Annotated in this window: 16 protein-coding genes; 7 read left to right on the top strand and 9 right to left on the bottom strand. The window is 74.4% G+C overall.

What is annotated here, in order from left to right:
* Nucleotides 1-1,539 (top strand): aldehyde dehydrogenase (NADP(+)), encoded by a 1,539-nt coding sequence (locus HT134_RS10590; RefSeq protein ID WP_175599940.1) that lies wholly within the window; start codon nt 1-3, stop codon nt 1,537-1,539.
* A 311-nt stretch (nt 1,540-1,850) separates the two neighbouring features.
* Here the strand turns inward: HT134_RS10590 and HT134_RS46850 are convergent, their stop codons facing one another.
* Complete coding sequence (locus HT134_RS46850; RefSeq protein ID WP_175599939.1) at nt 1,851-3,809, bottom strand: serine/threonine-protein kinase; 1,959 nt, start codon at nt 3,807-3,809, stop codon at nt 1,851-1,853.
* A 241-nt stretch (nt 3,810-4,050) separates the two neighbouring features.
* Here HT134_RS46850 and HT134_RS10580 point away from each other — a divergent pair, with 241 nt between their 5' ends.
* Nucleotides 4,051-4,665 (top strand): cysteine hydrolase family protein, encoded by a 615-nt coding sequence (locus HT134_RS10580; protein WP_312888061.1) that lies wholly within the window; start codon nt 4,051-4,053, stop codon nt 4,663-4,665.
* Between the two features lie 2 nt (nt 4,666-4,667).
* The gene (locus HT134_RS10575) at nt 4,668-5,417 is read left to right on the top strand and encodes an SDR family NAD(P)-dependent oxidoreductase (protein ID WP_175600279.1); all 750 of its coding nucleotides are present in this window, start codon (nt 4,668-4,670) and stop codon (nt 5,415-5,417) included.
* 8 nt (nt 5,418-5,425) lie between these two features.
* Here the strand turns inward: HT134_RS10575 and HT134_RS10570 are convergent, their stop codons facing one another.
* Nucleotides 5,426-6,580 carry a serine hydrolase domain-containing protein gene (locus HT134_RS10570; RefSeq protein ID WP_175599938.1) on the bottom strand — a complete coding sequence of 385 codons (1,155 nt, stop codon included), beginning with the start codon at nt 6,578-6,580 and terminating at the stop codon, nt 5,426-5,428.
* A 37-nt stretch (nt 6,581-6,617) separates the two neighbouring features.
* Here HT134_RS10570 and HT134_RS10565 point away from each other — a divergent pair, with 37 nt between their 5' ends.
* Nucleotides 6,618-7,529, top strand: a complete 912-nt coding sequence (locus HT134_RS10565) for a cyclase family protein (protein ID WP_175599937.1) — start codon at nt 6,618-6,620, stop codon at nt 7,527-7,529.
* 67 nt (nt 7,530-7,596) lie between these two features.
* Here the strand turns inward: HT134_RS10565 and HT134_RS10560 are convergent, their stop codons facing one another.
* On the bottom strand, nt 7,597-9,075 hold the full coding sequence (locus tag HT134_RS10560; RefSeq protein ID WP_246364352.1) for a serine hydrolase domain-containing protein: 1,479 nt from the start codon (nt 9,073-9,075) through the stop codon (nt 7,597-7,599).
* Between the two features lie 263 nt (nt 9,076-9,338).
* Here HT134_RS10560 and HT134_RS10555 point away from each other — a divergent pair, with 263 nt between their 5' ends.
* The gene (locus HT134_RS10555) at nt 9,339-11,333 is read left to right on the top strand and encodes a sensor histidine kinase (RefSeq protein WP_175599935.1); all 1,995 of its coding nucleotides are present in this window, start codon (nt 9,339-9,341) and stop codon (nt 11,331-11,333) included.
* The gene (locus HT134_RS10550; RefSeq protein ID WP_175599934.1) at nt 11,326-12,012 is read left to right on the top strand and encodes a response regulator transcription factor; all 687 of its coding nucleotides are present in this window, start codon (nt 11,326-11,328) and stop codon (nt 12,010-12,012) included. The genes HT134_RS10555 and HT134_RS10550 overlap by 8 nt, the downstream gene beginning before the upstream one ends.
* Nucleotides 12,013-12,050: 38 nt before the next feature.
* Here the strand turns inward: HT134_RS10550 and HT134_RS10545 are convergent, their stop codons facing one another.
* From HT134_RS10545 to HT134_RS10530, 4 genes are all read right to left on the bottom strand, one after another.
* Nucleotides 12,051-13,553, bottom strand: coding sequence for an AMP-binding protein (locus HT134_RS10545; protein ID WP_175599933.1), 1,503 nt, complete (start codon nt 13,551-13,553; stop codon nt 12,051-12,053).
* Between the two features lie 48 nt (nt 13,554-13,601).
* A complete protein-coding gene (locus tag HT134_RS10540) occupies nt 13,602-14,657 on the bottom strand; it encodes an LLM class flavin-dependent oxidoreductase (protein ID WP_175599932.1) in 1,056 nt (351 codons plus the stop codon).
* A 113-nt stretch (nt 14,658-14,770) separates the two neighbouring features.
* The gene (locus HT134_RS10535) at nt 14,771-15,865 is read right to left on the bottom strand and encodes a M20 family metallopeptidase (RefSeq protein ID WP_175600278.1); all 1,095 of its coding nucleotides are present in this window, start codon (nt 15,863-15,865) and stop codon (nt 14,771-14,773) included.
* 85 nt (nt 15,866-15,950) lie between these two features.
* Entirely contained in the window at nt 15,951-17,456 is a 1,506-nt protein-coding gene (locus HT134_RS10530; protein ID WP_175600277.1) for an AbgT family transporter, read from the bottom strand.
* A 169-nt stretch (nt 17,457-17,625) separates the two neighbouring features.
* Between HT134_RS10530 and HT134_RS10525 the strand changes: the two genes are divergently transcribed.
* Nucleotides 17,626-18,597, top strand: a complete 972-nt coding sequence (locus HT134_RS10525; protein WP_312888059.1) for an Lrp/AsnC ligand binding domain-containing protein — start codon at nt 17,626-17,628, stop codon at nt 18,595-18,597.
* A gap of 31 nt (nt 18,598-18,628) precedes the next feature.
* Here HT134_RS10525 and HT134_RS10520 read toward each other — a convergent pair whose 3' ends face one another.
* Both HT134_RS10520 and HT134_RS10515 read right to left on the bottom strand, forming a co-directional pair.
* A complete protein-coding gene (locus HT134_RS10520) occupies nt 18,629-20,068 on the bottom strand; it encodes an ATP-binding protein (RefSeq protein ID WP_175599930.1) in 1,440 nt (479 codons plus the stop codon).
* Nucleotides 20,065-21,729, bottom strand: a complete 1,665-nt coding sequence (locus tag HT134_RS10515) for an NAD(P)/FAD-dependent oxidoreductase (protein WP_312888058.1) — start codon at nt 21,727-21,729, stop codon at nt 20,065-20,067. The genes HT134_RS10520 and HT134_RS10515 overlap by 4 nt, the downstream gene beginning before the upstream one ends.
* Between the last annotated feature and the right edge of the window lie 60 nt (nt 21,730-21,789).

Below are 21,789 nucleotides of genomic sequence, written 5' to 3'. Positions count from 1 at the left end.
ATGGCCAACGCCGTGCTGAGCGTGGACCCGCGTACCGGGGAGCCCCGCGAGCGCGTCGCGACGGAGTCGACGCCCCAGGACGTGGACCGCGCGGTGCGCGCGGCGGCCGCCGCGACGCAGGCCCTCGCGGACCGCGCCGCGCGCGCCGACCTGCTCCGCGCCGCCGCCGCGCTCCTGGAGGACGCCGCCGAGGAGATCGTCGCGACCGCCGACGCGGAGTCCGCGCTCGGCCGGCCGCGCCTGACCGGCGAGCTCGCGCGCACCTGCTACCAGCTGCGCGCCTTCGCGGACGTGGCCGAGTCCGGCGCCCACCTCGACGTGATCATCGACCACGCCGACCCGGACGCCAGGCCCGCCCCCCGGCCCGACCTGCGGCGCTACAAGGTGCCCCTGGGCGTGGTCGCCGTCTTCTCCGCGAGCAACTTCCCGCTGGCCTTCAGCGTGCCCGGCGGCGACACCGCGAGCGCGCTGGCCGCGGGCTGCCCCGTCGTGGTCAAGGCGCACCCGGACCACCCGGCCACCAGCGTCCTGTGCGCGCGGATCCTGCGCGCGGCGGCGGTCAAGGCCGGGCTGCCGGAGGACGTGGTGGGCCTGGTCCACGGCTTCGACGCGGGTCCCGAGCTGGTACGCCACCCGCTGACCGCGGCGGTCGGCTTCACCGGGTCGGTGCGCGGCGGCCGGGCCCTGTACGACATCGCCTGCTCGCGGCCCCGGCCGATCCCGTTCCACGGCGAGCTGGGCAGCCTCAACCCGGTGGTGGTGACCGAGCGCGCGGCCGAGACGCGGGCCGCGGAGATCGGGGCGGGCCTGGCCGCCTCCTACACCCAGGGGCTCGGCCAGTTCTGCGTCAAGCCCGGCCTGGTGCTCCTCCCCGAGGGTCCGGCGGGCGACGCCGTCGTCGAGGCCGCCGTGTCGGCGGCGGTGCCCTCGGGGCCGCTGCTCGACCCGCGCATGCGGGCGGCGTTCCTGGCCGGGGTCCGCGAGCGGGCCGCGCTGCCCGGCGTACAGGAGGTCCTGGCGGCCGGCGAGGCGGACGCCGACGGAGAGGCCCCGCTCGCGGTGCGGCCCGGCATGCTCACCGTGGCGGCGGCGCGGCTCGCCGGCGGCGGGGAGCACCAGGAGCTGCTGGAGGAGTGCTTCGGGCCGGTCACCGTCCTGGCCCGCTACGGCTCGGCCGAGGAGCGTGACGCGGTGCTGGACGCGCTGCCCGGCAACCTCACGGCGACCGCGCACCTCGCCGCCGACGAGGGCGGGGACGGGGACGCGGCGCGCCTGGTGGCCAGGTTGAGCGGGCTGGCCGGACGCGTCGTCGTGGACGGCTGGCCCACCGGCGTGACCGTCGCCCCCGCCATGCAGCACGGCGGCCCCTACCCGGCCTCCACCAGCGGCTCCACCTCCGTGGGCAGCACCGCGATCGAGCGCTGGCTGCGGCCGGTGTGCTTCCAGAACACCCCGGACGCCCTGCTTCCCCCGGAGCTGCGCGAGGACAACCCGCTGGGCGTCCCCCGCACGGTCGACGGCGTCCACCTGCCGTCGTAGGCGGTCGGCTCGGGGGAGCGGACCGCCGCCGGAGCCGGGTCTCCCTCCGGCTCCGGGGACCCAACCCTTGAGCGGTCCCGCCGTCCACCGCGCCGCACGTCAGCGACCTCACCCGCCGACCCGACCCGACCCGATCTGGGCGGGCGCGGCGGGGCGGCTCGCACGCCGCCTCATGCGCCGCCTCGCGCGCCGGCTCGTGCGCGGGGGTCGTGTGCCGCTTCGTGCGCCGGCTTGTGCGCCGCTTCGTGCGCCGCTTCGTGCGCCGGGGTCGTGCGCCGCTTCGTGCGCCGGCTCGCGCGTCGGCGCGGGTGTCAGGACCGTGGGACCGCCGGAGAGGAGTCCCCGGTGTGGGTGAGGTCACCGATGAGGAGGTCGATCGGCTCGGGTAAGTCGGCCGGCTCGCCGGGGTCGCCGGGGTCGATGGGGTTGGCGGGATTGCCGGGCTCGACGCGCTCGCCCGGGGCGTCGGTGCGGAGGCCGGGCGGGTCGGTGGGGTGGTCCGGGTCTCCGGTGGTGAGGCCGGCGGGCTCCGTCGGGACGCTGGCGGGCTCCGTCGGGACGCCGGTGGGCGGGCTCGGCGGCGCGGCCGCCCGGCCGGCGGTCGGCGTGGGCGCTCCGGTCGCCGTGGCCGTGCCGGGCGGGGTGGGCGTCGGCGACGGGCAGGGGCCGCCGTCCACCTCGACCTCGCTGATCTGCGGCCCGTTGTCGGCCGCGGGCTCGGTCGCCACCAGGAGGCCGAAGTGCGCCCGCGTGCCGCACGGCACGTCGCCGAGGTCGCGCAGCACCCCGCTGGTGTACACGGTGCCGCCGGTCAGCGTGCGCGTCTCCCGGGCGACCGTACGGGCCGGCCCGTCGCCGTCGCGCCGCGTGTACGCGATGCGCAGCCGTACCGGTCCCGTGCCGTCGGCGGAGACCCGTACCGACCCGGCCGACCCGCTCCACCGCACGATGCCGGCGGAGCGGACCACCGGCGCGCCCCCGCCCTGGCGGCCCGTCGGCGCGGTCACGGCGGACGACGAGGTGGGCGCGGGCGGCCCCGAGGAGACCTGCCCCGAGGGGACGGGCCGCGACGAGGCCGGGACGGGCGCGACGGGACCCGAGGTGGCCGGGCGCGACGAGGCGGGCACGGACGGGCGCGGCGTGGCGGTCGCGCGCCCGCGTGCCGGGTCCGCGGGGTCGCCGGTCGTGGAGCGCCGTGGGTCCGCGGGGTCGCCGGCCGTGGAGTTTCCCGGGTCCTGCGGCATCAGCACAGTGCCCGGGTCGCGGCCCGGCCGGTCGCCCGACGCCGCGATCGCGATGGCCATGACGGTCACGGCCGCACCGGCGATCCACAGGTGGGGCGGCAGCGTCGGCACCCTCCGCAGCCGGTCGCGCAGCGGCCGGCCCCTACGGGACCCCGCCGTGGCGCCGGAAGGGGCCAGCGGGAAGCGGAGCGCGAGCAGCGTGGCCAGCTCCGCCAGATGGCGACGGCCCCGCTGCTCCCAGTCCGCGCCGTAGCCCGCGACCGCGTCCTCCTCCAGTTCGGCCGCGAACCGCCGCGCCGACGCGTACCTGTCCGCCGGGTCCTTGGCCAGGCCGCGCCGCAGCAGGTCGCGCAGCGTGTCGGGCACCACCTCCAGCGGCACCGGCTCACTCAGGTGCAGTCCGCGCAGCTCGGCGACGCCGCCGCCCCGGAACGGCGGCCGTCCCTTCACGGTCTCGAACAGCAGGCACGCCGCCGCGTACAGGTCGGCGGGCGGCCCGGCGGCGCCGCGCGTCCACAGCTCCGGCGCCATGTACGGCGGGCTCCCGGCGGGCACGCCCGGCTCCTCGGCGTGGACCACGACGCCGAAGTCGCCCAGCTTGGCCGTGCCGTCGGCCTGCACGAGGACGTTCTCGGGTTTGACGTCCCGGTGCGCCACCCCGCGCTCGTGCGCCGCCGCGAGGGCCAGCAGCGTGCCCTTGAGCACGACCAGCGCCGCCTCCGGGCTCGCGTGGCCGTGCTCGGCCAGCAGGGCGCGCAGCGGGACGCCGTCGACCAGCTCCATCACCACGGCCGCCCGGCCGGGCGTCTCGACGTACTCGTGCAGCCTGACCACGTGCGGGTCGTCGATCTCGACGAGGGACGCGGCGTCGGTCCGGAAGCGCTCCATGAACTCGGCGTCCCTGCGCAGGGTGGCGTTCAGGTACTTGATCGCCACGTAGGCGCCGGTGGTCTCGTAGGTGGCGAGGAACACGCGACCGGTGTGACCGGCGCCGAGCTGGCGCACTTCCCGGTACCCAGGGACCACGTTCAACCCCCATCACGTGAGCCGTCCGGCCCGCCGCCGTGGCGTGCTGCCGCCTTTTCGGGCGGCTCCGGGCCTTTCCGGCTGCTGCGGTCTTACGGGTTCGACGGTCTCATCCGGGGTGCGGGTTGTCACGACTGGCGATATTTCGCCCAAGGTTGCGCTGGTGTCACTCGGGGCGGCGGGGATGGCTCGTGTACGCTTGACCTGCTCCCAAGCAAGCGCTCGGCTAGATGGAGGCCAGGTGGACCGCGAAGCGGTGCTCGTCATGGAGATGCAGAGGGGCGTCATCGGCGATCGCACGAAATTTCCGGACCTCGTGACGGCATGCCGGGTCCGGGACGTCGTGCCCAACGCCGCGACGGTCCTCGACGCCGCCCGGGCCGCCGGGATCCCCGTCGTCCACTGCACCGCCGCCTTCCGCGCCGACCGGGCGGGCTCCCACACCCGCAACTGCCCGTTCATCGTGTCGCTGCTCGACGACCCCGCCCACATGCTGGAGGGCACGCCGGCCGTCGAGGTGCTGCCCGAGCTGCGCGGCCCCGGAGACCTGGAGAGCCGGCGGTACCACGGCTTCTCCCCGTTCACCGGCACGTCCCTGGACATGACGCTGCGCTCGCTGGGGGTCTCGTCGGTGGTCGCCGTCGGCGTGTCGCTGAACCTGGGCATCCCGGGGCTGGCGCTGGAGGCGGTGAACCTCGGCTACCGGGTCACGGTGGTCACCGACGCGGTCGCCGGGATCCCGGAGGAGTACGCGCGGGCCGTGCTCAAGCACACGGTCAGCCTCCTCGCGACCCGGGTGACGACGTCCCGGCTGGTGGAGCGCTGGAAGGCGGGCGAAAGGGAGGGGACGCGGTGACGATGGAGGGGCTGCGGCTCGACGGGCGGAGCGCCGTGGTGACCGGCGCGGCGGGCGCCATCGGCTCCGCCATAGCCGCCGACCTGACCGCCCTGGGCGCCCGCGTGGTCGTCGCCGACGTGGACGCGGACGGCGCCGACGCGGTCGCCGCCGGGCTGACCGGCGCCGTACCGCTGGCCGTGGACCTCTCCGCGCCCGAGTCGGTGGAGCGGTTCTGCCGCGAGCTCGGCGAACGGGGCCTGGAGCCGGACATCGTCGTCCACAACGCCGGCCTGTCGATCGTCGAGCCGTTCGCCGAGAGCGACCCGGCGGGCTGGGACCTCATGTGGCTGGTGAACCTGCGCGGCCCCATGCTCATGACCAAGCTCCTCCTGCCCGGGATGACGGCGCGGGGCTGGGGCCGGCTGGTGTTCGTCTCCTCCGACGGGGCGCGGGCGGGCTCGGGCGGCGAGGGCGCGTACGCGGCCACGAAGGCGGGACTGTTCGGGCTGGCCAAGACCCTCGCCAGGGAGGCGGCCCGGGCGAACGTCACCTCCAACGTGGTCTGCCCCGGCCCCACGGACACCCCGATGCTGCGCCGCGTGTCCGCCGCCGAGCCGGGGCTGGTTGAGAAGATCTCCCGGGGCATCCCGCTGCGCCGCCTCGGCACGCCCGCCGACGTGGCCGGCCTCGTCGCCTACCTGTGCACCGACCGCGCCGCCTACATCACCGGCCAGACCCTGTCGGTGAGCGGCGGGGTCACGATGCAGTGACCGCCCGGTCAGAGGGACCGGTAGACGGCCTCGGTGAGCCGGTACGCGCGCAGGCTGCCGGAGACAGCGCCGGCCATGCGGTTCATGACGTAGCCGACGGCCAGGCCGTGCTCGGGGTCGCCGAGACCGAGGAAGCCGCCGAGCCCCGTGTGGCCGAACGCGGTGGCCGATGGGACGAAGAACGTCATCGCCGGGCGCATGTAGCCGAGACCGAAGGAGCTGTCCACGTACAGGACCCGGTCGGGCCCGGAGACCCGGGGGCGCAGGGCGTCGCCGAGCGTGCCGGGCCGCAGGAGCTCGCCCGCGAGCAGCGACCGGTAGAACCCGGCCAGGGCGCGGGCCGTGGTGACGACCCCGGCGGCGGGCCAGCCGGCGCGCATGACGACGGGATGGTTGGCGCCGCCCTTGAGCCGCTGCATGGAGGGGTTGCCGAGGGCCCGGTTCATGAGGCTGTCCGGATCGCGCACGGCCCTGGCCATCATGCCGAACGCGCCGCCCTCACCGCCGGCCGGCGCGTCCTGCCGTCCCTCGGGCGTGCCGGCGGCGGCCGTCAGGCGGGCGGCGCGGGCGAGCACCGGGTCGGGGGCGCCCACCCACAGGTCCAGCCCGAGCGGCCCGGCGATCTCCGCCGCGACCAGCTCGCCCACCGTCTTGCCCGTCACCCGCCGCACCACCTCGCCGACCAGGAACCCGTACGACAGGGCGTGGTAGCCGTGCGCCGAGCCGGGCTCCCACAGCGGGCGCTGCCCGGCCAGGCGGGCCGCGATGGCCGCGTGGTCGCCGAACTCCGCCACGGGCACCGGGTCCTCCACCACCGGCAGCCCCGCCGCGTGCGTCAGCAGGTGCTCGACGGTGACGCCCTGCTTGCCCTCGGCGGCGAACTCCGGCCACACGTCCGCGACCGGCGCGGAGAGGTCCACCAGCCCCCGTTCGGCGAGCTGGAGCAGGACGGTCGCGGTGACGGCCTTCGTGCACGAGTACGCGAAGGCGGGCGTGTCCTCGGCCCAGGGGCGCCCGGTGCGGCGGTCGGCCACGCCGCCCCACAGGTCCACCACCGGCTCGCCGTCCAGGAACACCGCGAACGCGGCGCCCAGCTCCTCCCCGTCCGCCAGGTGCCGCTCGAACACCTCCCGCACCCGCGAGAACCGGGGTTCGCACCACATGAGGACCTCCCGACCCATCATGAAAGGAAGCGCTTACTTGGTTGCCGAGCCTAACAACTGGGGCCGCTTCGGCCCAGCCGACCAGCGCGGCACGCTCAACCTCCTCACCCCCGGGACCGTCCTGGACGCGCTGGGCTCCGCCGTCACGGGCGAGGTGCTCAGCCTCGCCCTGCCGATCAGGGGCTCCACGTCCTCGCCCGCGCCCGGCACCGTGCCGCACCTGAAGGGCAGGCCGCTCCCGCAGCACTTCATGTCGGTGGACGGCGGCGACTACGCGGCGGGCGCGCGACCGGTCGGCGCGGGGCTGCGGGTGGCCGACGACGCGCTGATCGTGTCCCACCACGGCACGACCACCCACATGGACGCGCTGTGCCACATGTGGTCCGGCGACGAGCTCTACAACGGCCACCCGGCCGCCCGGGTGCGCTCCTACGGGGCCACCCGGTGCGGCATCGAGCAGGTGGGCGGGGTGGTGGGGCGGGGTGTCCTGTTCGACGTGCCGCGCCGGCTGGGCCTGGACCACCTGCCGGCCGGGCACCGGATCACGCCCGAGGAACTGGCGGCGTGCGGCCCCGAGCCGCGGCCGGGGGACGTGGCGGTGGTCCGTACCGGCTGGCCGGCGGTGTGGCGGCGCTCGCGCGAGGAGTACTGGTCGGGTCAGCCCGGCCTGTCGGCGGACGCCGGCCGGTGGCTGGCCGCGCGGGACGTCGCCGTGGTCGCCTCGGACAACGCGGCGATCGGCGGCCTGGACGGACGCCAGCTCGCGGGGGAGGACCTGGAGGACGACCTGCACCTCATCCTGCTGCACCGGCACGGCGTCCACCTGGTGGAGATGCTGTGGCTGGAGGAGCTGAGCGCGCGCGACCGGACGGAGTTCGTGTTCGTCGCGGCGCCGCTCAGGATCGAGGGCGGCACCGGCAGCCCCGTCAACCCGCTCGCCGTCCTCTGACGGCCCCGGGCGAAGCGCCGTCGAACGGTCCGCGGCGAAGGGCCGTCAAACGGTCCGCGGCGGACGGTCATCGAACGGCCCACGCCACCGCGAGAGCCGCGGCGACGACGCTCCAGAGCAGCAGCGACGCCGCCGACGTCACCCAGCGTCCCCGCCGGGGCTCCCTCGCCAGAGGCAGCCGGGGAGCGCGCAGGAGCCCCGCCGTGACACCGGCCGCGAGCAGGGCCGCCGCGGCGGGCCACAGCGCGGGCCACAGGACGTTCCACGCGCCCAGGGGCAGCAGGAGGGCCAGCAGCACCATCGCGCGCCAGGTCATGGTCAGCAGCTTCAGCCGGTCGGGCGGCGGCAGCAGGCGCCGCCGCCCGCGCCGCGTCGCCACCTCCACCGTCCTGGCCACGGCCAGCAGGCCGAGGACCGAGAGCGCGATCGCCGGCAGCTCGAAGACGAGCTGTTGCCCCGGCGTCGGAGCGTCCGCGCCGAGCAGGGCCAGACCGATGGAGTCGACGGGCGCGGACGTGTTCCCGAGGACCACGACGCCGCGCCGGGCTTTCGCGTCGAACCCCACGTAGCTGGAGAAACCGCCGGTGTCGCCGTTGTGCCAGGTGATCCCGTCGGTGACGCGCCAGCCGTAGCCGATCTGGTCGCCGGGGGCGATCTGCCGGCGCGGCGTGGTCGCCGACATCCCCGGCGCGGTGCCCTCCAGGAGCGCGGAGACGAAGCGGGCCAGATCCTCGGCCGTCGTCCAGCCGCCCGCCCCGGCCGGCGCGTACCCCTCGCTGGACCAGGGACGTGCCTCCTGCCCCGAGGTGAGGTAGCCGCGCGCCCGGTCCGCCGGCAGGGCGGCGGCGTCGCCGATCAGGACCGTGTCGCGCATCCCGAGGGGGCCGAGGAGACGGTCGCGCAGCAGCGCCCCGTACGTGGTGCCGGCCCTGGCCGCGAGCGCCTGGCCCAGCAGCGCGAAGCCATGGTTGGAGTAGGAGATCTCGCCCTTGCCCGCCGGGACGGCCCGGACGGCGTCGGCGACGACGTCCGTGGCGCTCTGCCCGCCGTAGGGGTTGCCGCCGACCAGGCTGCCGAGCAGCGCCGGGACGCCGAGCGACGGCGCCACGCCGGGGATGCCCGACCGGTGTTGGGCCAGCTCCTCCAGGGACGTCGCCGCCACCGCGGAGCCGCGCAGTTCGGGGAGGAGCGAGGCGAGCGTGGTCTGCGGCCGGACCTCGCCCTTCTCCACCATGTCGGCGAAGAGCATGGCGGTCATGGCCTTGGTGACCGAGCCGAACTCGAACAACGTACGCAAGCCGACCGGCCGTCCCTCGGGCAGCCGGTCGGCGCCGATCCCCGCCGTCCTGGTCACGCCGTCCGCTATCAGCGCGACCGACAGGCCCGCGTGGCCCGCCCACGGCGAGGCCACCTGCCTCACGGCCCGCGCCAGGGCGGCGTCGCCCGTGCTCTGCCCGCTCGGGCTCGGGCTCACCGGCATGATCACTGCAGCCGCGACGGCTGCCAGCCCGGCCGCGATCGCGCTCGTCCAGGCCGTGGTTCGCATGTTGACCACCAGGTCCACCTCCGGCGACCGAACGTAACCAGGAGGCGGGCGCGGGCCCAGGGTGCCGGCCTCACGCTCGCGAAGGCGGCGATCCGGAGAAGAACTGAGGCCAGCCACAGGAAGAACGCGCTCGGCGCTGCCATCATCGGCCTGATGGGGAACAGCGCGCCCGGCCATGGGCCCTCGCCCGGCGACCGGCCGTGCCGCCGCCGTCCACGGCTGCGATACCGTGGCCCGGCCGTCACGTCCACCGGCCCGAGGGGGTGCTGACCGTCATCGGCGCAGGAGCCGGGCCCGTTCCGCTCGAAGCCCGCACATCCGCCGGCGGACCGGCCAGGGCGCTGCCCACCGTGATCGCCCTGACGGCGGCCGGCGGCTCGATCACCGGGAGCGTGCTGGAGAGCGGGGTCCCCGTACCCCTGTCCCAAGGGCTGTTCATCGCCGCCGGGATGCCGCTTCCGCTGCTCGCGTGGCTGATCGCCACGCGCCGGCCGGACAACCGCTTCGGCCGGCTGCTGCTGGCCGTCGCCCTGTGCTTCGGCATGGGCGGGCTCGGGGCCGGCTACCTCCTCCGCTTCGGGGTGACCGCGCCGGGAGCCGGCCTCGCCCTGGTCGCCGCGGCGTTGTTCGGTGTGCACTACGGGCTCGTCTGGATCTTCGTCCCGCTGCTCTTCCCCGACGGGCGGCTGCCTTCGCCCCGGTGGCGGCCTCTTGCCTGGATCGGCGGTCTCTGCATCGCGGTGCGGGCGCTCGGGGTGCTGTTCGCGCCGGGAGCCGTGGATCACGGGGTGCCCGCCGCCAACCCCCTGGCGCTGCCCGGCGCGGCCGGTTCGGCCGCGAGCGCCATGGCCGTCGCCGGCACGGTCGCCACTCCGGTGATCGCCGCCTGCGCCCTCGGCTCGCTCGCGTTCCGCCGGCGCTCCGCGCCGCCGGCCGAGCGGCTCCCCCTGCGCTGGCTGGCCGGGGGCGTCCTGCTGAACGCCGCCGGCTTCGTCGCGATCCTGGTGGCCGGGGACGGGAACGCGTACTGGAGCGGCCTGGCCGTGCTGTCGCTGCTCGGCGCCGTCCCCGCCGCCCTCGGGGTGGCTCTCGTCCGCCATCGGCTCCTCGACATCCGCGTCGTCGTCCGGGGATCGTTCGCCTACGGGACGCTGTGGGCCGCGATCGCGCTGCTCTACGTCACCGTGGCGACGGTGTTCGGCGTCGTGGCCGGCGAACGGCTGCCCGTCGCCGTGGCCGTCGCCCTGGCCGTGCTGATCACCCTCGTGTTCCAGCCGATCCGTGCGCGGCTGGAGACGCTCGCCGACCGGCTGGTCTTCGGGGCGCGGCCCTCGGCGGCCCAGGTGCTGGCCCAGGCGGGCACGGTCCTGGACTCCCTGACGGAGTCCGGCGGCCAGCTCCAGCACCTCGCGCACGTGGCCCGCTCGGCGCTCGGCACGACGTGGGTCCTGGTGGAGCTGGACGACGGCACCCGCGCCGACGCCGGGACCGTCGCCGGTGAACCGGCCCGGACGGCGCCCATCAGGTCGGAGGGCGCGGAGGTCGGCCGGTTGTCGTGCGGCCCCAAGACCGACGGCAGGTTCGCCGACCGGGACGACGCGCTCCTGCCGGCCCTGGCCGCCCAGGCCGGCCTCGCGCTGCGGGCCGCCCGGCTGGCCGCCCGCCTCGTCCACGCCCAGGAAGGCGAACGCAAGCGGATCGAGCGCAACATCCACGACGGCGTCCAGCAGCAGATCGTGGCCCTGATCGCGGGGCTGGAGACGGCGCGCGCCCTGCCGCACCGCCCGGAGACCCTGCTGCACCTGCGCGAGCAGGCACGGGCCATCCTCGAGGACCTTCGTGAGCTGGCCGCCGGCATCTACCCCACGGCGCTGGTCCAGGGCGGACTGGCCGAGGCGGTGGAGGAGCGCTGTGCCCGGCTGCCCCTGACCGTGCGGCTCGCCGTCGACGACGACCTGCGCGGCCGGCGCCTGCCCGGCGACGTCGAGGGAGCAGCCTACTTCACGATCAGCGAGTCGCTGGCCAACGTCCTCAAGCACGCCGACGCCACCCGCGTCGAGGTCCGGCTGGCGCTCGACGCGGGCCGCCTCGTCGTGACGGTGTCGGACGACGGCGTCGGGTTCGACCACCGGACGGCGGCGCTGCGCGGCCTGGGCGCGCTGGCGGACCGCCTCAGCGCTCTCGGCGGCGGCTTCGACGTGGTCAGCGCCTTCGGAGAGGGAACACGGGTGAGCGCATGGACGCCGATCGATGACTGAGCGCGTGCGGACGGTCCTCGCCGACGATCACTACCTGGTACGTGAAGGACTCCGGCAGTTGCTGGAGGCCTCCGGCGAGGTCAGCGTGGTGGCGGCGGTGGGCAACGCCGGCGAGCTCCTCGACGCGACCCGGCGGTTGCGGCCCGACGTGGTCATCAGCGACATCCGGATGCCCGGCCCTTCCTTCCGGTCCGGGTTCGAGGGCATCGACGCCGCGCACCGCGTGCGGGCCGAGCATCCGGAGATCGGGGTCGTGATCCTCTCGCAGTACCGGGACGCGCTGTTCGCCTTCGAACTCTTCCGCCATGGCAGCGAAGGGCTGGCCTACCTGCTGAAGGACCGGATCGGGAACCTCGACGACCTGCTGTCGGCGATCAAGGCCGTGCTGGCCGGTGGATCGGTGCTGGAGCCGCAGGTGGTGGACGGGCTGGTCAACCGGCGCGTACGACGGGGCGGCACACCGCCGGGCGACCTCACGCCGCGTGAGCGTGAGGTGCTCGGCGAGATGGCCCTCGGCAAGTCCAACGCGGGCATCGCCCGTTCCCTCCACCTGTCCGTGTCCGCGGTGGAGAAGAACATCAACACGATCTTCCACAAACTGGGGCTGGAGAACGCCCCCGACGTGCACCGGCGCGTGGCGGCCGTGGTCAGGTACCTCGGCGCCCGGAGCGACGTCTGAGGGCGCCGCCGGCCGCTCGTCCGCCGTCCCGTCCGGCGTCAGGCGCCCGGGTAGTTGCCGCCGCCGTGGGCCTGGTCGAGGGCGTCGTAGTCGGGCGTGAAGCCGCGCTTCGGTATCGCGTCCGCGAACACCACGTCACGGGGCTTCTTGTACGCGGCCAGCAGGCCCTTGACGTGGCCGATCAGCTCTTCGGCCGTCGCCGTGGCGTCCGGGGCGAGCACCACCACAGCCCGCACCGCCTGGTGCCAGCGCTCGTCCGGGACGCCGATGACGGCCGCGTCCGCCACCGCGGGGTGCGCCTTGAGCGCCCGCTCGACCTCGGCGGGGTAGACGTTCTCGGCGCCCGACTTGATCATGCGGAGGCGCGGGCCGACGAAGGTGATCGTGCCGTCGGGCTCGCGGCGTCCGAGATCGCCCGTGTGATGCCACCCATGGGCGAACTTCGCTGCATTTAGCTCCGGCCGGGCGAAATATCCGGAAAAGAGGGATTTGCCGCGCGCGCAGATCTCGCCCACCTCCCCGTCCGGCACCTCGCCGCCGTCCGGCCCCAGGATCCGCACCTGGACGAACGGCGACGGCCGCCCCGCGAACCCCGCCGCCCCCGGAGCCAGCCCCAGGAACGTGAGCATGCCGCCCACCTCGGTCTGGCCGTACCCGCCCATCCTGGACCGGCACCACGGCGAGTCGTCCACGGTGATCAGCTCGTCCCACTCCACCGAGTGCGAGACGAACCGCAGCGACGACAGGTCGTACTTGCCCTGCGGCCGTACCGCCACCACGGCGTCGATCATCGGCCCGAACAGGAACGCCTGCGTGACCCGCTCGGCGTCGATCAGCCGGCAGACCTCCTCGGGGTCGAAGGCGGGAGTGAACACGTTCGTCCCGCCGATCTGCAGCGTGGCCAGGCAGAACATCATCGTGCCCACGTGGAACAGCGGCCCGCTGCTGAGGAAGGTGAACCCCGGCTCCATCTGCCGGACCACCAGCAGCGACGCGCTGTGCGCGACCAGGGCGGCGCTGCTGAGCAGGGCCGCGTTCGGCCGGCCGTCGAAGGCGGCGGTGTAGAGGGCGAGCGCCGGCTCGGTGTCGGCGACCTGCGGGAAGTCGCGGACCGAGCCGCCCGCCACCATCTCCTCGTACGCCCGCCCCGCCCGCACCCACACGGCGTCGGACGCGCCCAGCGCCTCCTGCACGGCTGTCGTCGCCTCCGACGGCTCCCAGACCACCACGCGCGGCGTCAGGTCCTCGACCACGAAGCGCAGCTCGTCGGCCGACTGCCGCCAGTTCGCCGGGCAGCAGACCGCCCCGAGCCGCGAGCAGGCCAGCAGCAGCTCCAGCACGGCGTGGGAGTTCTGCCCGAGCCAGAGCACGCGCTCGCCCGGCGCGACCCCGCGCGCCGCCAGGGCGTCCGCCAGCCGCGAGACGCGCTCGTCCAGGGCGGGATAGGTGAGCCGGACCTCGCCGTCCACGACCGCCGTCGTCTCCGGGCGGCTGCGGGCGTGCTCGGCGAGGACGTCCGAGAGGGTCAGGCTGTGGATCATCGCGCCTCCAGGGGGGTGAACGCCGGGGGGTCGAGGGACGGCGAGGGGTCAGGCGAAGGCGGGCATGACCTCGGCGGCGAAGAAGCGCATGACCTTCTTCATCTCCTCCAGCGGCATGGGCCGCGTGCTGCCGAAGTCGCACAGCAGGTTGGCGAAGCCGGCGTCGCGCAGCAGCGTGATCTGCTCGACGACCCGCGCCGGGTCGCCGATCACGTCGAGCTGCTCCCACCGGAAGTCCGGCGACAGGCTGCCGCCCTTGAGGTAGCGGTCCTGGTAGTACTCGAAGCCCTGCGCGGCCTTGCCCGTGCGCGGGTCGATGGGCGCGCTGCGCTCGTTGAAGATGCGCGAGCGGTCGAAGGCCGCCTCGAAGCGGGCCTGGTCGTCGCGCGCCTGCTCGGCGGTCGGCGCCACGTAGACGCTGCGCGCCACGACCAGTTCGGCGTCCGTGCCGTGCCCGGCGCGGGCCGCGGTGTCCCGCCACGTCTCGGCCGCCTTGACGACCTTGCGGAACGTCGCCACGGGGTCGGCCAGGATGGGCAGCCCGCGCTCGGCGTACATGGTGACGGTCTCGGGCGACACGGCGGCCACGTGCAGCGGCGGGTGCGGGGCCTGGAGGGGGCGGGGGACCAGCGACACCTCGGTGCCGGTCCGGTAGAACTTGCCCTCGTGCTGGAACGACTCGCGCGTCCAGAGGCCCAGGATCACCTCCAGCGCCTCGTTGAAGCGGTCGCGGGCCTCGGCCAGGTCCACGCCGAAGCCCTCGAACTCGTAGCTCTGGTAGCCGCGGCCGATGCCGAGGTCCAGGCGCCCGCCGGAGAGCACGTCCACCTGGGCGGCCTCCTCGGCCACGTGTATGGGGTTGTGCAGCGGCAGCACCACGATGCCGGTGCCGAGCCGCAGGCGCGAGGTGCGGGCGGCGGCGTGGGCCAGCATGGTGAACAGGTTGGGCGCCACGCCGTAGTCGCGGAAGTGGTGCTCGGCCAGCCGCACCCCGTCGAAGCCCAGCTCCTCGGCCAGCTCGATGAGCTCCAGATGGTAGGCGTAGACGTCCTCGAAGCTCTGCCCGTCGAAACGGTGGAAGAGGTGGAAGGTTGAGAACTTCATGCGGCGGCCTCTCGGAGGGGTAAACCAAGCGCTCGCTTGGGAGCGTATCAGGTTCACCCCCGCTTGAGACCCCCGCCACGCGAAGCTTTGTCCCGGCCGCCTTCCCCGGCGTCTCAGGCCAGGGCGGTGATCAGCCCCATCGTCAGCGCCGTCCGCTCCGGGATGTGGCCGACGACCACGTGCTCGTGCCGCGCGTGCGCGCCGCCGCCCACCGCGCCCAGGCCGTCCAGCACCGGCCGGCCCAGCGCCGAGACGAAGTTCGCGTCGCTGGCGCCGCCCACCGAGATCTCCTCCAGCGGCATCCCGAAGCCCGCCGCCACCGCCTGGGCCTCCTTGAACAGCCGCTGCGAGGCGGGGTTCTGCGTCATCGGCGGCCGGTTCCACACGCCCGACACGGTGACCGAGACGCGCGGGTCGGCGGCCCGCACCGCGGCGAACGCCTCCTCGACCCGGGCCATCTCCGACGGCTCGCTGACCCGCACGTCGATGCCCGCCGTGGCGTGTCCCGCCGCGACGTTGCGGCCGGTGCCGCCGCTGACCAGGCCGACGTTGACCGTGGTGCCGCGCTCGGGGGCGGCCGCCCCGGTGACCTGGGTGATGATCTCGGCCAGCGCGTGGACGGCGCTCGCCCCCGCCTCGGGGTCGAGGCCCGCGTGCGCCTCGATCCCGGTCACGGTCACGTCGAACAGGCCGACGCCCTTGCGCGCCGTCTTCAGCGCGCCGCCGCCCGACGCCTCGAACACCAGCGTCGCCAGCGCGTCCTCGCTGGCGGCCTCGATGTACGGGCGGGAGAACGGGCTGCCGATCTCCTCGTCGCCGTTGAACAGCAGCCGCACCGACGGGTGGGGCAGGCCCAGCTCGCGCAGCCCGCGCAGCGCCCAGATCGACTGCACCAGGCCCGTCTTCATGTCGAACACGCCCGGGCCGGTCGCCTTGCCCCCCGACACGGTGAACGGCCACGCGGCCAGCGTGCCCGTCGGCCACACCGTGTCGTAGTGGCTGGCCATGAGCACGGTGCCGGGAGCGGTGCCGTGGTAGGTCAGCTCCAGCACGTCGCCGAGCTCGCCGCCGTCGTGCACGGCGGCCACGTCGGGCGGGCCCAGCCGCTCGGCGGCGAGGGCGCGCACGCCGCTCAGACCGGCGGTCAGCATGGCCTTGTCGGAGCTGTGGGTCTCCAGCTCGACGACCGTGCGGAGGTCGTCGAGCATGGCGGGCAGGGCCTCCCGGGTCCAGTCGGTGATCGACACAAGTCTCCTTCCTGGGGCCGCCGGACGGCCGCCCCGGCTCTGGGGGCTAGCGGACGGGTGCGCCGGGGCCCAGCGGGAGGCCGAGCCACCAGAACACGAAGAACAGCACTGTCCATACCACGAGCAGCGTGAGCGACAGCGGAACGGTCATCGAGGCCAGCGTGCCGATGCCGGCCGAGCGGCGGTAGCGCTGCAGGAAGCCGAGCGCCATCACGAAGTAGGGGCTCATCGGCGTGATCGCGTTGGTGCAGGAGTCGGCGATGCGGTAGAGCGCCTGGGTGTACTCCGGCGGGATGTCCAGCAGCATCAGCATCGGCACGAACACCGGCCCGACCAGCGCCCACTGCGCCGAGCCGCTGGTCACGACCAGGTTGATGACGGTCACCACGGCCAGGATGCCGAGGAAGACGACCGGGCCGGTGACGCCGGCCGACTTCAGCAGGCCCGCGCCGTCGATGGCGAGGACCTCGCCGATCCCGCTCCACCTGAAGTACGCCAGGAACTGCGAGATCGCGAAGAACAGCACGAGGATCGGGGCCAGCTCGCGCATGCCGTGGGCCATGAACGCGGGCACGTCCCGGCCGGAGGTGACGGTGCCGGCCGCCCTGCCGTACGCCCAGCCGGCGGCCAGGAACGCCAGCGCGAGGAAGACCGCGATGGAGGTGAGCAGCGGCGAGCGCACGATGCTGCCGCCCTCGCCGCGCAGCGGCGAGCCTGAGGGCAGCACCGCCAGCACCACGGCGGCGACGAACACGACGAGCGTGAGTAGCGCGGCGCGCAGCCCGCGGCGCTCCTCGGGGCGCAGGGCCAGCTCGCCCAGGTCGTCCTTCAGGGCCTCGGCGTCCTCGTCGGCCGGCAGCGCCTCGGCCCGGCGGGCGAGCAGCTTCTCGGTCACCAGCGTGATCGTGGCGGCCAGCACGAGCGAGGAGGCGAGGGAGAAGAAGTAGTTGGCCAGCGGGGTGACGACGTAGGCGGGATCGACGGTGTGGGCCGCCGCGGTGGTCAGCCCGGACAGGATGGCGTCCACCGGCGTGACGAGCGGGCTCGCGTCGTAGCCGGCCGAGACCGACACGAACGCCACGACCACGCCCAGCACCGGGCTGCGGCCCACGGCCCGGAAGGCCAGCGCGCCGAGCGGGATGAGCACCACGTACGCCGCGTCGGAGGCGACGTGCGCCACCATGCCGGTGAAGGCCAGCGCGAACGTCACCCAGCGCGGCGACACCTTCGACACCCCGGAGCGCAGCACGGCGGCGAGCAGCCCGGACCGCTCGGCGACCGCGACGCCGAGCATGACGACGAGGATGGTGCCGAGCGGCGGGAAGGAGGTGAAGTTCTCGATCGCGTCGCCGACCATCATCCGCACGCCGTCGGCCGACAGCAGGTTCTTGACCGCCACGGTCTTGGAGGTGGCCGGGTTCACCGCCGACACGCCCGCCGCCGCGAGGCCCCAGCTCGCCAGCGCCAGCGCCGCGCTGAGGATGACGAACAGCCAGAACGGGTGGGGCAGCCGGTTGCCGAGCCGCTCGATGCCGCCGAGGGCGCGCAGCATGCCGTTCAGCGGTCGTGACTCCGCGGTCGCCCCGGTCGTGCCCACCCGATCCTCCTCCTGCGTTTATGGCCATCCATTACACGCACTATGACGGAATATGGCAAGCAGACACTCCGGCTTGACTGAATCGGTCGCTTCTTTGCCATCGCATGCGCGATACAGTCTCGGTGTGTTGGACGACGCGGACCTCGACCTGGTCGCCGCCCTGCAGATCGCGCCGCGCGCCTCGGCCGCGGCGCTCGCCGACGTGCTCGGCATGTCGCCCAGCACGGTCGGGCGGCGCCTCGGCCGGCTGGAGGAGCGGCGCGTCCTGCGCGTGATCGGGCAGGCCGAATGGTCGGTCCACGCCGACGGCAACCCGCGCCACGTCTGGGTGAAGACCGCGCCGGGCGCGACCGAGCGGGTCGCGGCCGCGCTGGCCGAGCTGCCGGAGGCCCAGCTCGTGGCCGAGACCACCGGCCGGGCCGACGTCTACTGCGCCCTGCACCCGGCCGACCGCGCGCAGGCCCGCGAGCTGCTGACCACCCGCGTCCCGGCCGTGCCGGGCGTGGTGTCCACCCACGCGGAGCTGGTGCTGCGCGCGCTGACCAAGGCCGACTCGTGGCGGCTGCGCCGGCTCGCCGACGACCAGGTCAAGGCCCTGGCCGAGGCCGAGGAGCCCCTGCCCGCGAGGCCCGCGGTCACGGGCCCCGAGGAGGGCGGCGTCCTGCGGCTGCTGCGCGCCAACGGCCGCATCACCGCGGCGCAGGCCGCCCGCGCCCTCGGCATGAGCCAGTCGACCGCCTACCGGGCGATCCAGTCGCTGCTGCGGCGCGGCGTCGTCCGGCCGAGGGTTGAGGTCGAGCCCGCCCTGCTGGGCTACGCGCTGGAGGTCATCGTCGCGCTGACCACCTCGCCCGGCGCCATCCAGCCGGTGGCCGAGGAACTGGCCCGCCACCCCTCGGCCCGCTACGTGAGCATCGTGGCCGGCACCACGTCGGTCATCCACCAGGGCGTCTTCCGGCACGAGGAGGAGCTCGGCGACTTCCTCACCCGCGACCTCGCCCACCTGCCGGGCATCAACGCCCTGGACGTGTCGGTGGTGCTGCGCGTGCTGCGCCGTTACTGGATCCGTCGGGAGGACGGCCGCCTGATCGGCTGAGCCGTCCCCGCGTCCGGGTCACTCCGCTGTGTCACTCCTCGGTGGAGGAGGCGGGCTCGCGCAGCGGCAGGCGCACCTCGAACCACGTCTCGCCGGGCACCGACCGCACCTTGATCTCGCCGCCGTGCCGCCCGGCGATGATCCGGTACGAGATGTCCAGCCCGAGCCCGGTGCCCTGGCCGACGCTCTTGGTGGTGAAGAACGGCTCGAAGATCCGGTCCTTGATCGCGTCGGGCACGCCGGGGCCGGTGTCGCCGATCTCGACGATCGCCTCGTCCTCGTCGTGCGCGGTGCGGATCGTCAGCGTGCCCTCCTCGCCCATGGCGTCGAGGGCGTTGTGGATGAGGTTCGTCCACACCTGGTTCAGCTCGCCGCCGTAGGCGGGGATCGGGGGCAGCGTCCGGTCGTAGTCGGTGACCACGCTGATGCCCGGCGGGATCTTCCCGCGGAAGATCGCGATCGTGCTGTCGAGCAGGTCGTGCACGTCCAGGATCTGGAACGGCGCGCGATCCATCTGGGAGTACTGCTTGGCCGAGCGGATCAGCGACGCGATGCGCTCGGTGGCCTCGGTCACCTCGCCCAGCATCTGCGAGATTTCGACCGCCTCCGACAGCCAGCGCAGCGCGGCCGGGGCGTGCTCGTCGCCCACCTTCCTGCGCACCTTGTCCAGGTGCGCCGGGCCGAAACCGGCCTGGACCAGCGCCGGGGCCAGCTCCCAGGCGCCGTCCACGCCCAGCTCCTCCAGCGCCTCGCCCAGCTCGTCCTCGGCGTCGGAGATCTCCAGCGGGGAGCGCGGCGGCAGCTTGCCCAGGGCCTCGGTGCAGCTCTCCTGCATCTCGACCAGCGCGCGCAGCCGCTCCGGCGGTATGCCGTTCTCGGCCAGCTGCGCCAGCTCCATCCGGGACGACCTGATCAGCGTGCGCAGCTCGCCCACGGCCCGCACCGCCGCGGCGGCCGGGTTGTTCAGCTCGTGGGTGAGCCCCGCGGTGATCGTGCCGAGCGCCGTCAGCCGCTGCCTGCGGTCGATGACCTCCCGCTGCATCCGGCCGCCCGACAGCATGCCGTCGAGCAGGTGCATCGCCATCGGGAACCACTCGGCCACGATGTGCGCGAACTTCCGGGCCGGCAGCAGGAACATCCGGGTCGGCGCGGTGGCCCGCAGCGAGTTCTGGTAGGTCTGCGGCGCCCGGTCGCCCAGGTAGGCGGAGGTCGCCCCGCCGTACACGCCGGGCTGGGAGGTGCGGGGCATCGCGACGGTGCCGGCGCTGACGGTCTCCTGGACCATCTGGACCTCGCCCTCGATGAGCACCGCGAAGCACTCGGCGGGGTCGCCCTGCCGGACGACCAGGTCGCCGGCCTGGTACGACCGCACCTGGCCGCTCATGGCCAGCTTGGTGAGCTGCTCGTCGGTGAGCCGCTCGAACAGGAACAGCTTGCGCAGCTCGTCGATGTCGATCGTGGTGGTGGTCACTGCTTCTCCAGGTAGCGGTGCACGAGCGCGACGGCCATCGCGCCCTCCCCGACGGCCGAGGCGACCCGCTTGATCGACTCGGCGCGCACGTCGCCCGCGGCCAGCACGCCGGGGACGTTGGTCTCCAGGTAGTACGGCTCGCGGCGCAGCGTCCAGTTGCGCGGACGCCGCCCGCCCTGCAGCAGGTCGGGCCCCGTCAGCACGAAGCCCTTGGAGTCGCGCTCGACCGTGTCGCCCAGCCAGGAGGTGTACGGCTCGGCGCCGATGAAGACGAACAGCCACTGCGCGTCGACGGTGCGCTCCTCGCCCTTCGTGCTGAGCGTGAGCCGCTCCAGGTGCCCGTCGCCGCTGCCTCCGGTGACCTGGGTCTGGGTGTGGACCTCGATGTTGGGGATCGCGTCGATCTGCTCGATGAGGTAGTGGGACATGGACCTCTCCAATCCATCACCTCTCACCAACAGATGGACCTTGCTCGCGAATCCCGACAGGTAGACCGCGGCCTGCCCGGCCGAGTTGGCCGCGCCCACGATGTAGACCTCCACGCCGCGGCACGACGGCGCCTCGGTGAGCGCGGCGCCGTAGAAGACGCCCCGGCCGGTGAACTCGTCCAGGCCCGGCGCGTCCAGGCGCCGGTAGGTGACGCCGGTGGCCAGGATCACCGCGTGCGCCGCGATCTCGCCGCCGTCCTTGAAGCCGACCACCCGGGCCTGGCCGCGCGGCTCCAGGTGGGTGACCTTGCGCGCGGTCAGCAGCTCGGCGCCGAACTTCAGCGCCTGCCGGCGGGCCCGGTCGGCGAGCTGCTGGCCCGAGACGCCGTCGGGGAACCCCAGGTAGTTCTCGATCCGTGAGCTCTGACCGGCCTGGCCGCCGGACGCCTGCGCCTCCACCAGGACCGTGTTGAGCCCTTCGGAGGCGCCGTAGACCGCCGCCCCCAGCCCGGCCGGGCCGCCGCCGACCACGATGAGGTCGTAGAAGTCGGTGGCCGGTGTCGTGGACAGCCCCACGGCCGAGGCCAGCGTGGACGGGTCGGGCGCCTGCAGGGACGTGCCGTCGGCCGTGACCACCAGCGGCAGGTGGCACTGCTCGCCGACCGCCGCGACGAGCTGGGCGCCCTCGGGGTCCTCGGCCAGCATCCACTGGTACGGGACGTGGTTGCGGGCCAGGAAGTCGCGCACCCGGTACGACGGGGCCGACCACCGGTCGCCCACCACGCGCAGCTCCGCCACCTCCACCCGGTCGGTGCGGTGCCAGGCGTCGAGCTGGCCGTCGATCACCGGGTAGAACTTCTCCTCCGGCGGGTCCCACGGCTTGAGCAGGTAGTGGTCGAGGTCCACCACGTTGATCGCCTGGATCGCGGCGTCGGTGTCGGCGTAGGCGGTCAGCAGCACCCGGCGGGCGTACGGGTACATGTCCATGGCCGCTTCGAGGAACTCCACGCCGTTCATCTGCGGCATGCGGTAGTCGGCGAGGATCGCCGCCACCTCGTCGCCGCGCAGGCGCATCTCCTTGACGGCCGCGATGCCCTGGTCCGCCGCCTCGGCGCGGACGATCCGGTAGCTCTGCCCGTACCGGCGGCGCAGGTCACGGGCGACCGCCCGCGACACACCCGGGTCGTCGTCCACCGTCACGATGACCGGCTTGTCCATGGCCCTGCCTTCCACGAGGTTCTCATTTGAAGCATGTCACGCGAAACGGGCCTACCGGTAAGTCGGTGCCGGCAG

This window comes from Nonomuraea rhodomycinica, from assembly GCF_013363995.1.
Taxonomy (GTDB): Bacteria; Actinomycetota; Actinomycetes; order Streptosporangiales; family Streptosporangiaceae; genus Nonomuraea; species Nonomuraea rhodomycinica.
Note: the sequence above shows the minus strand (reverse complement) of the source record. Positions and strands in the feature narration are given on the sequence as shown.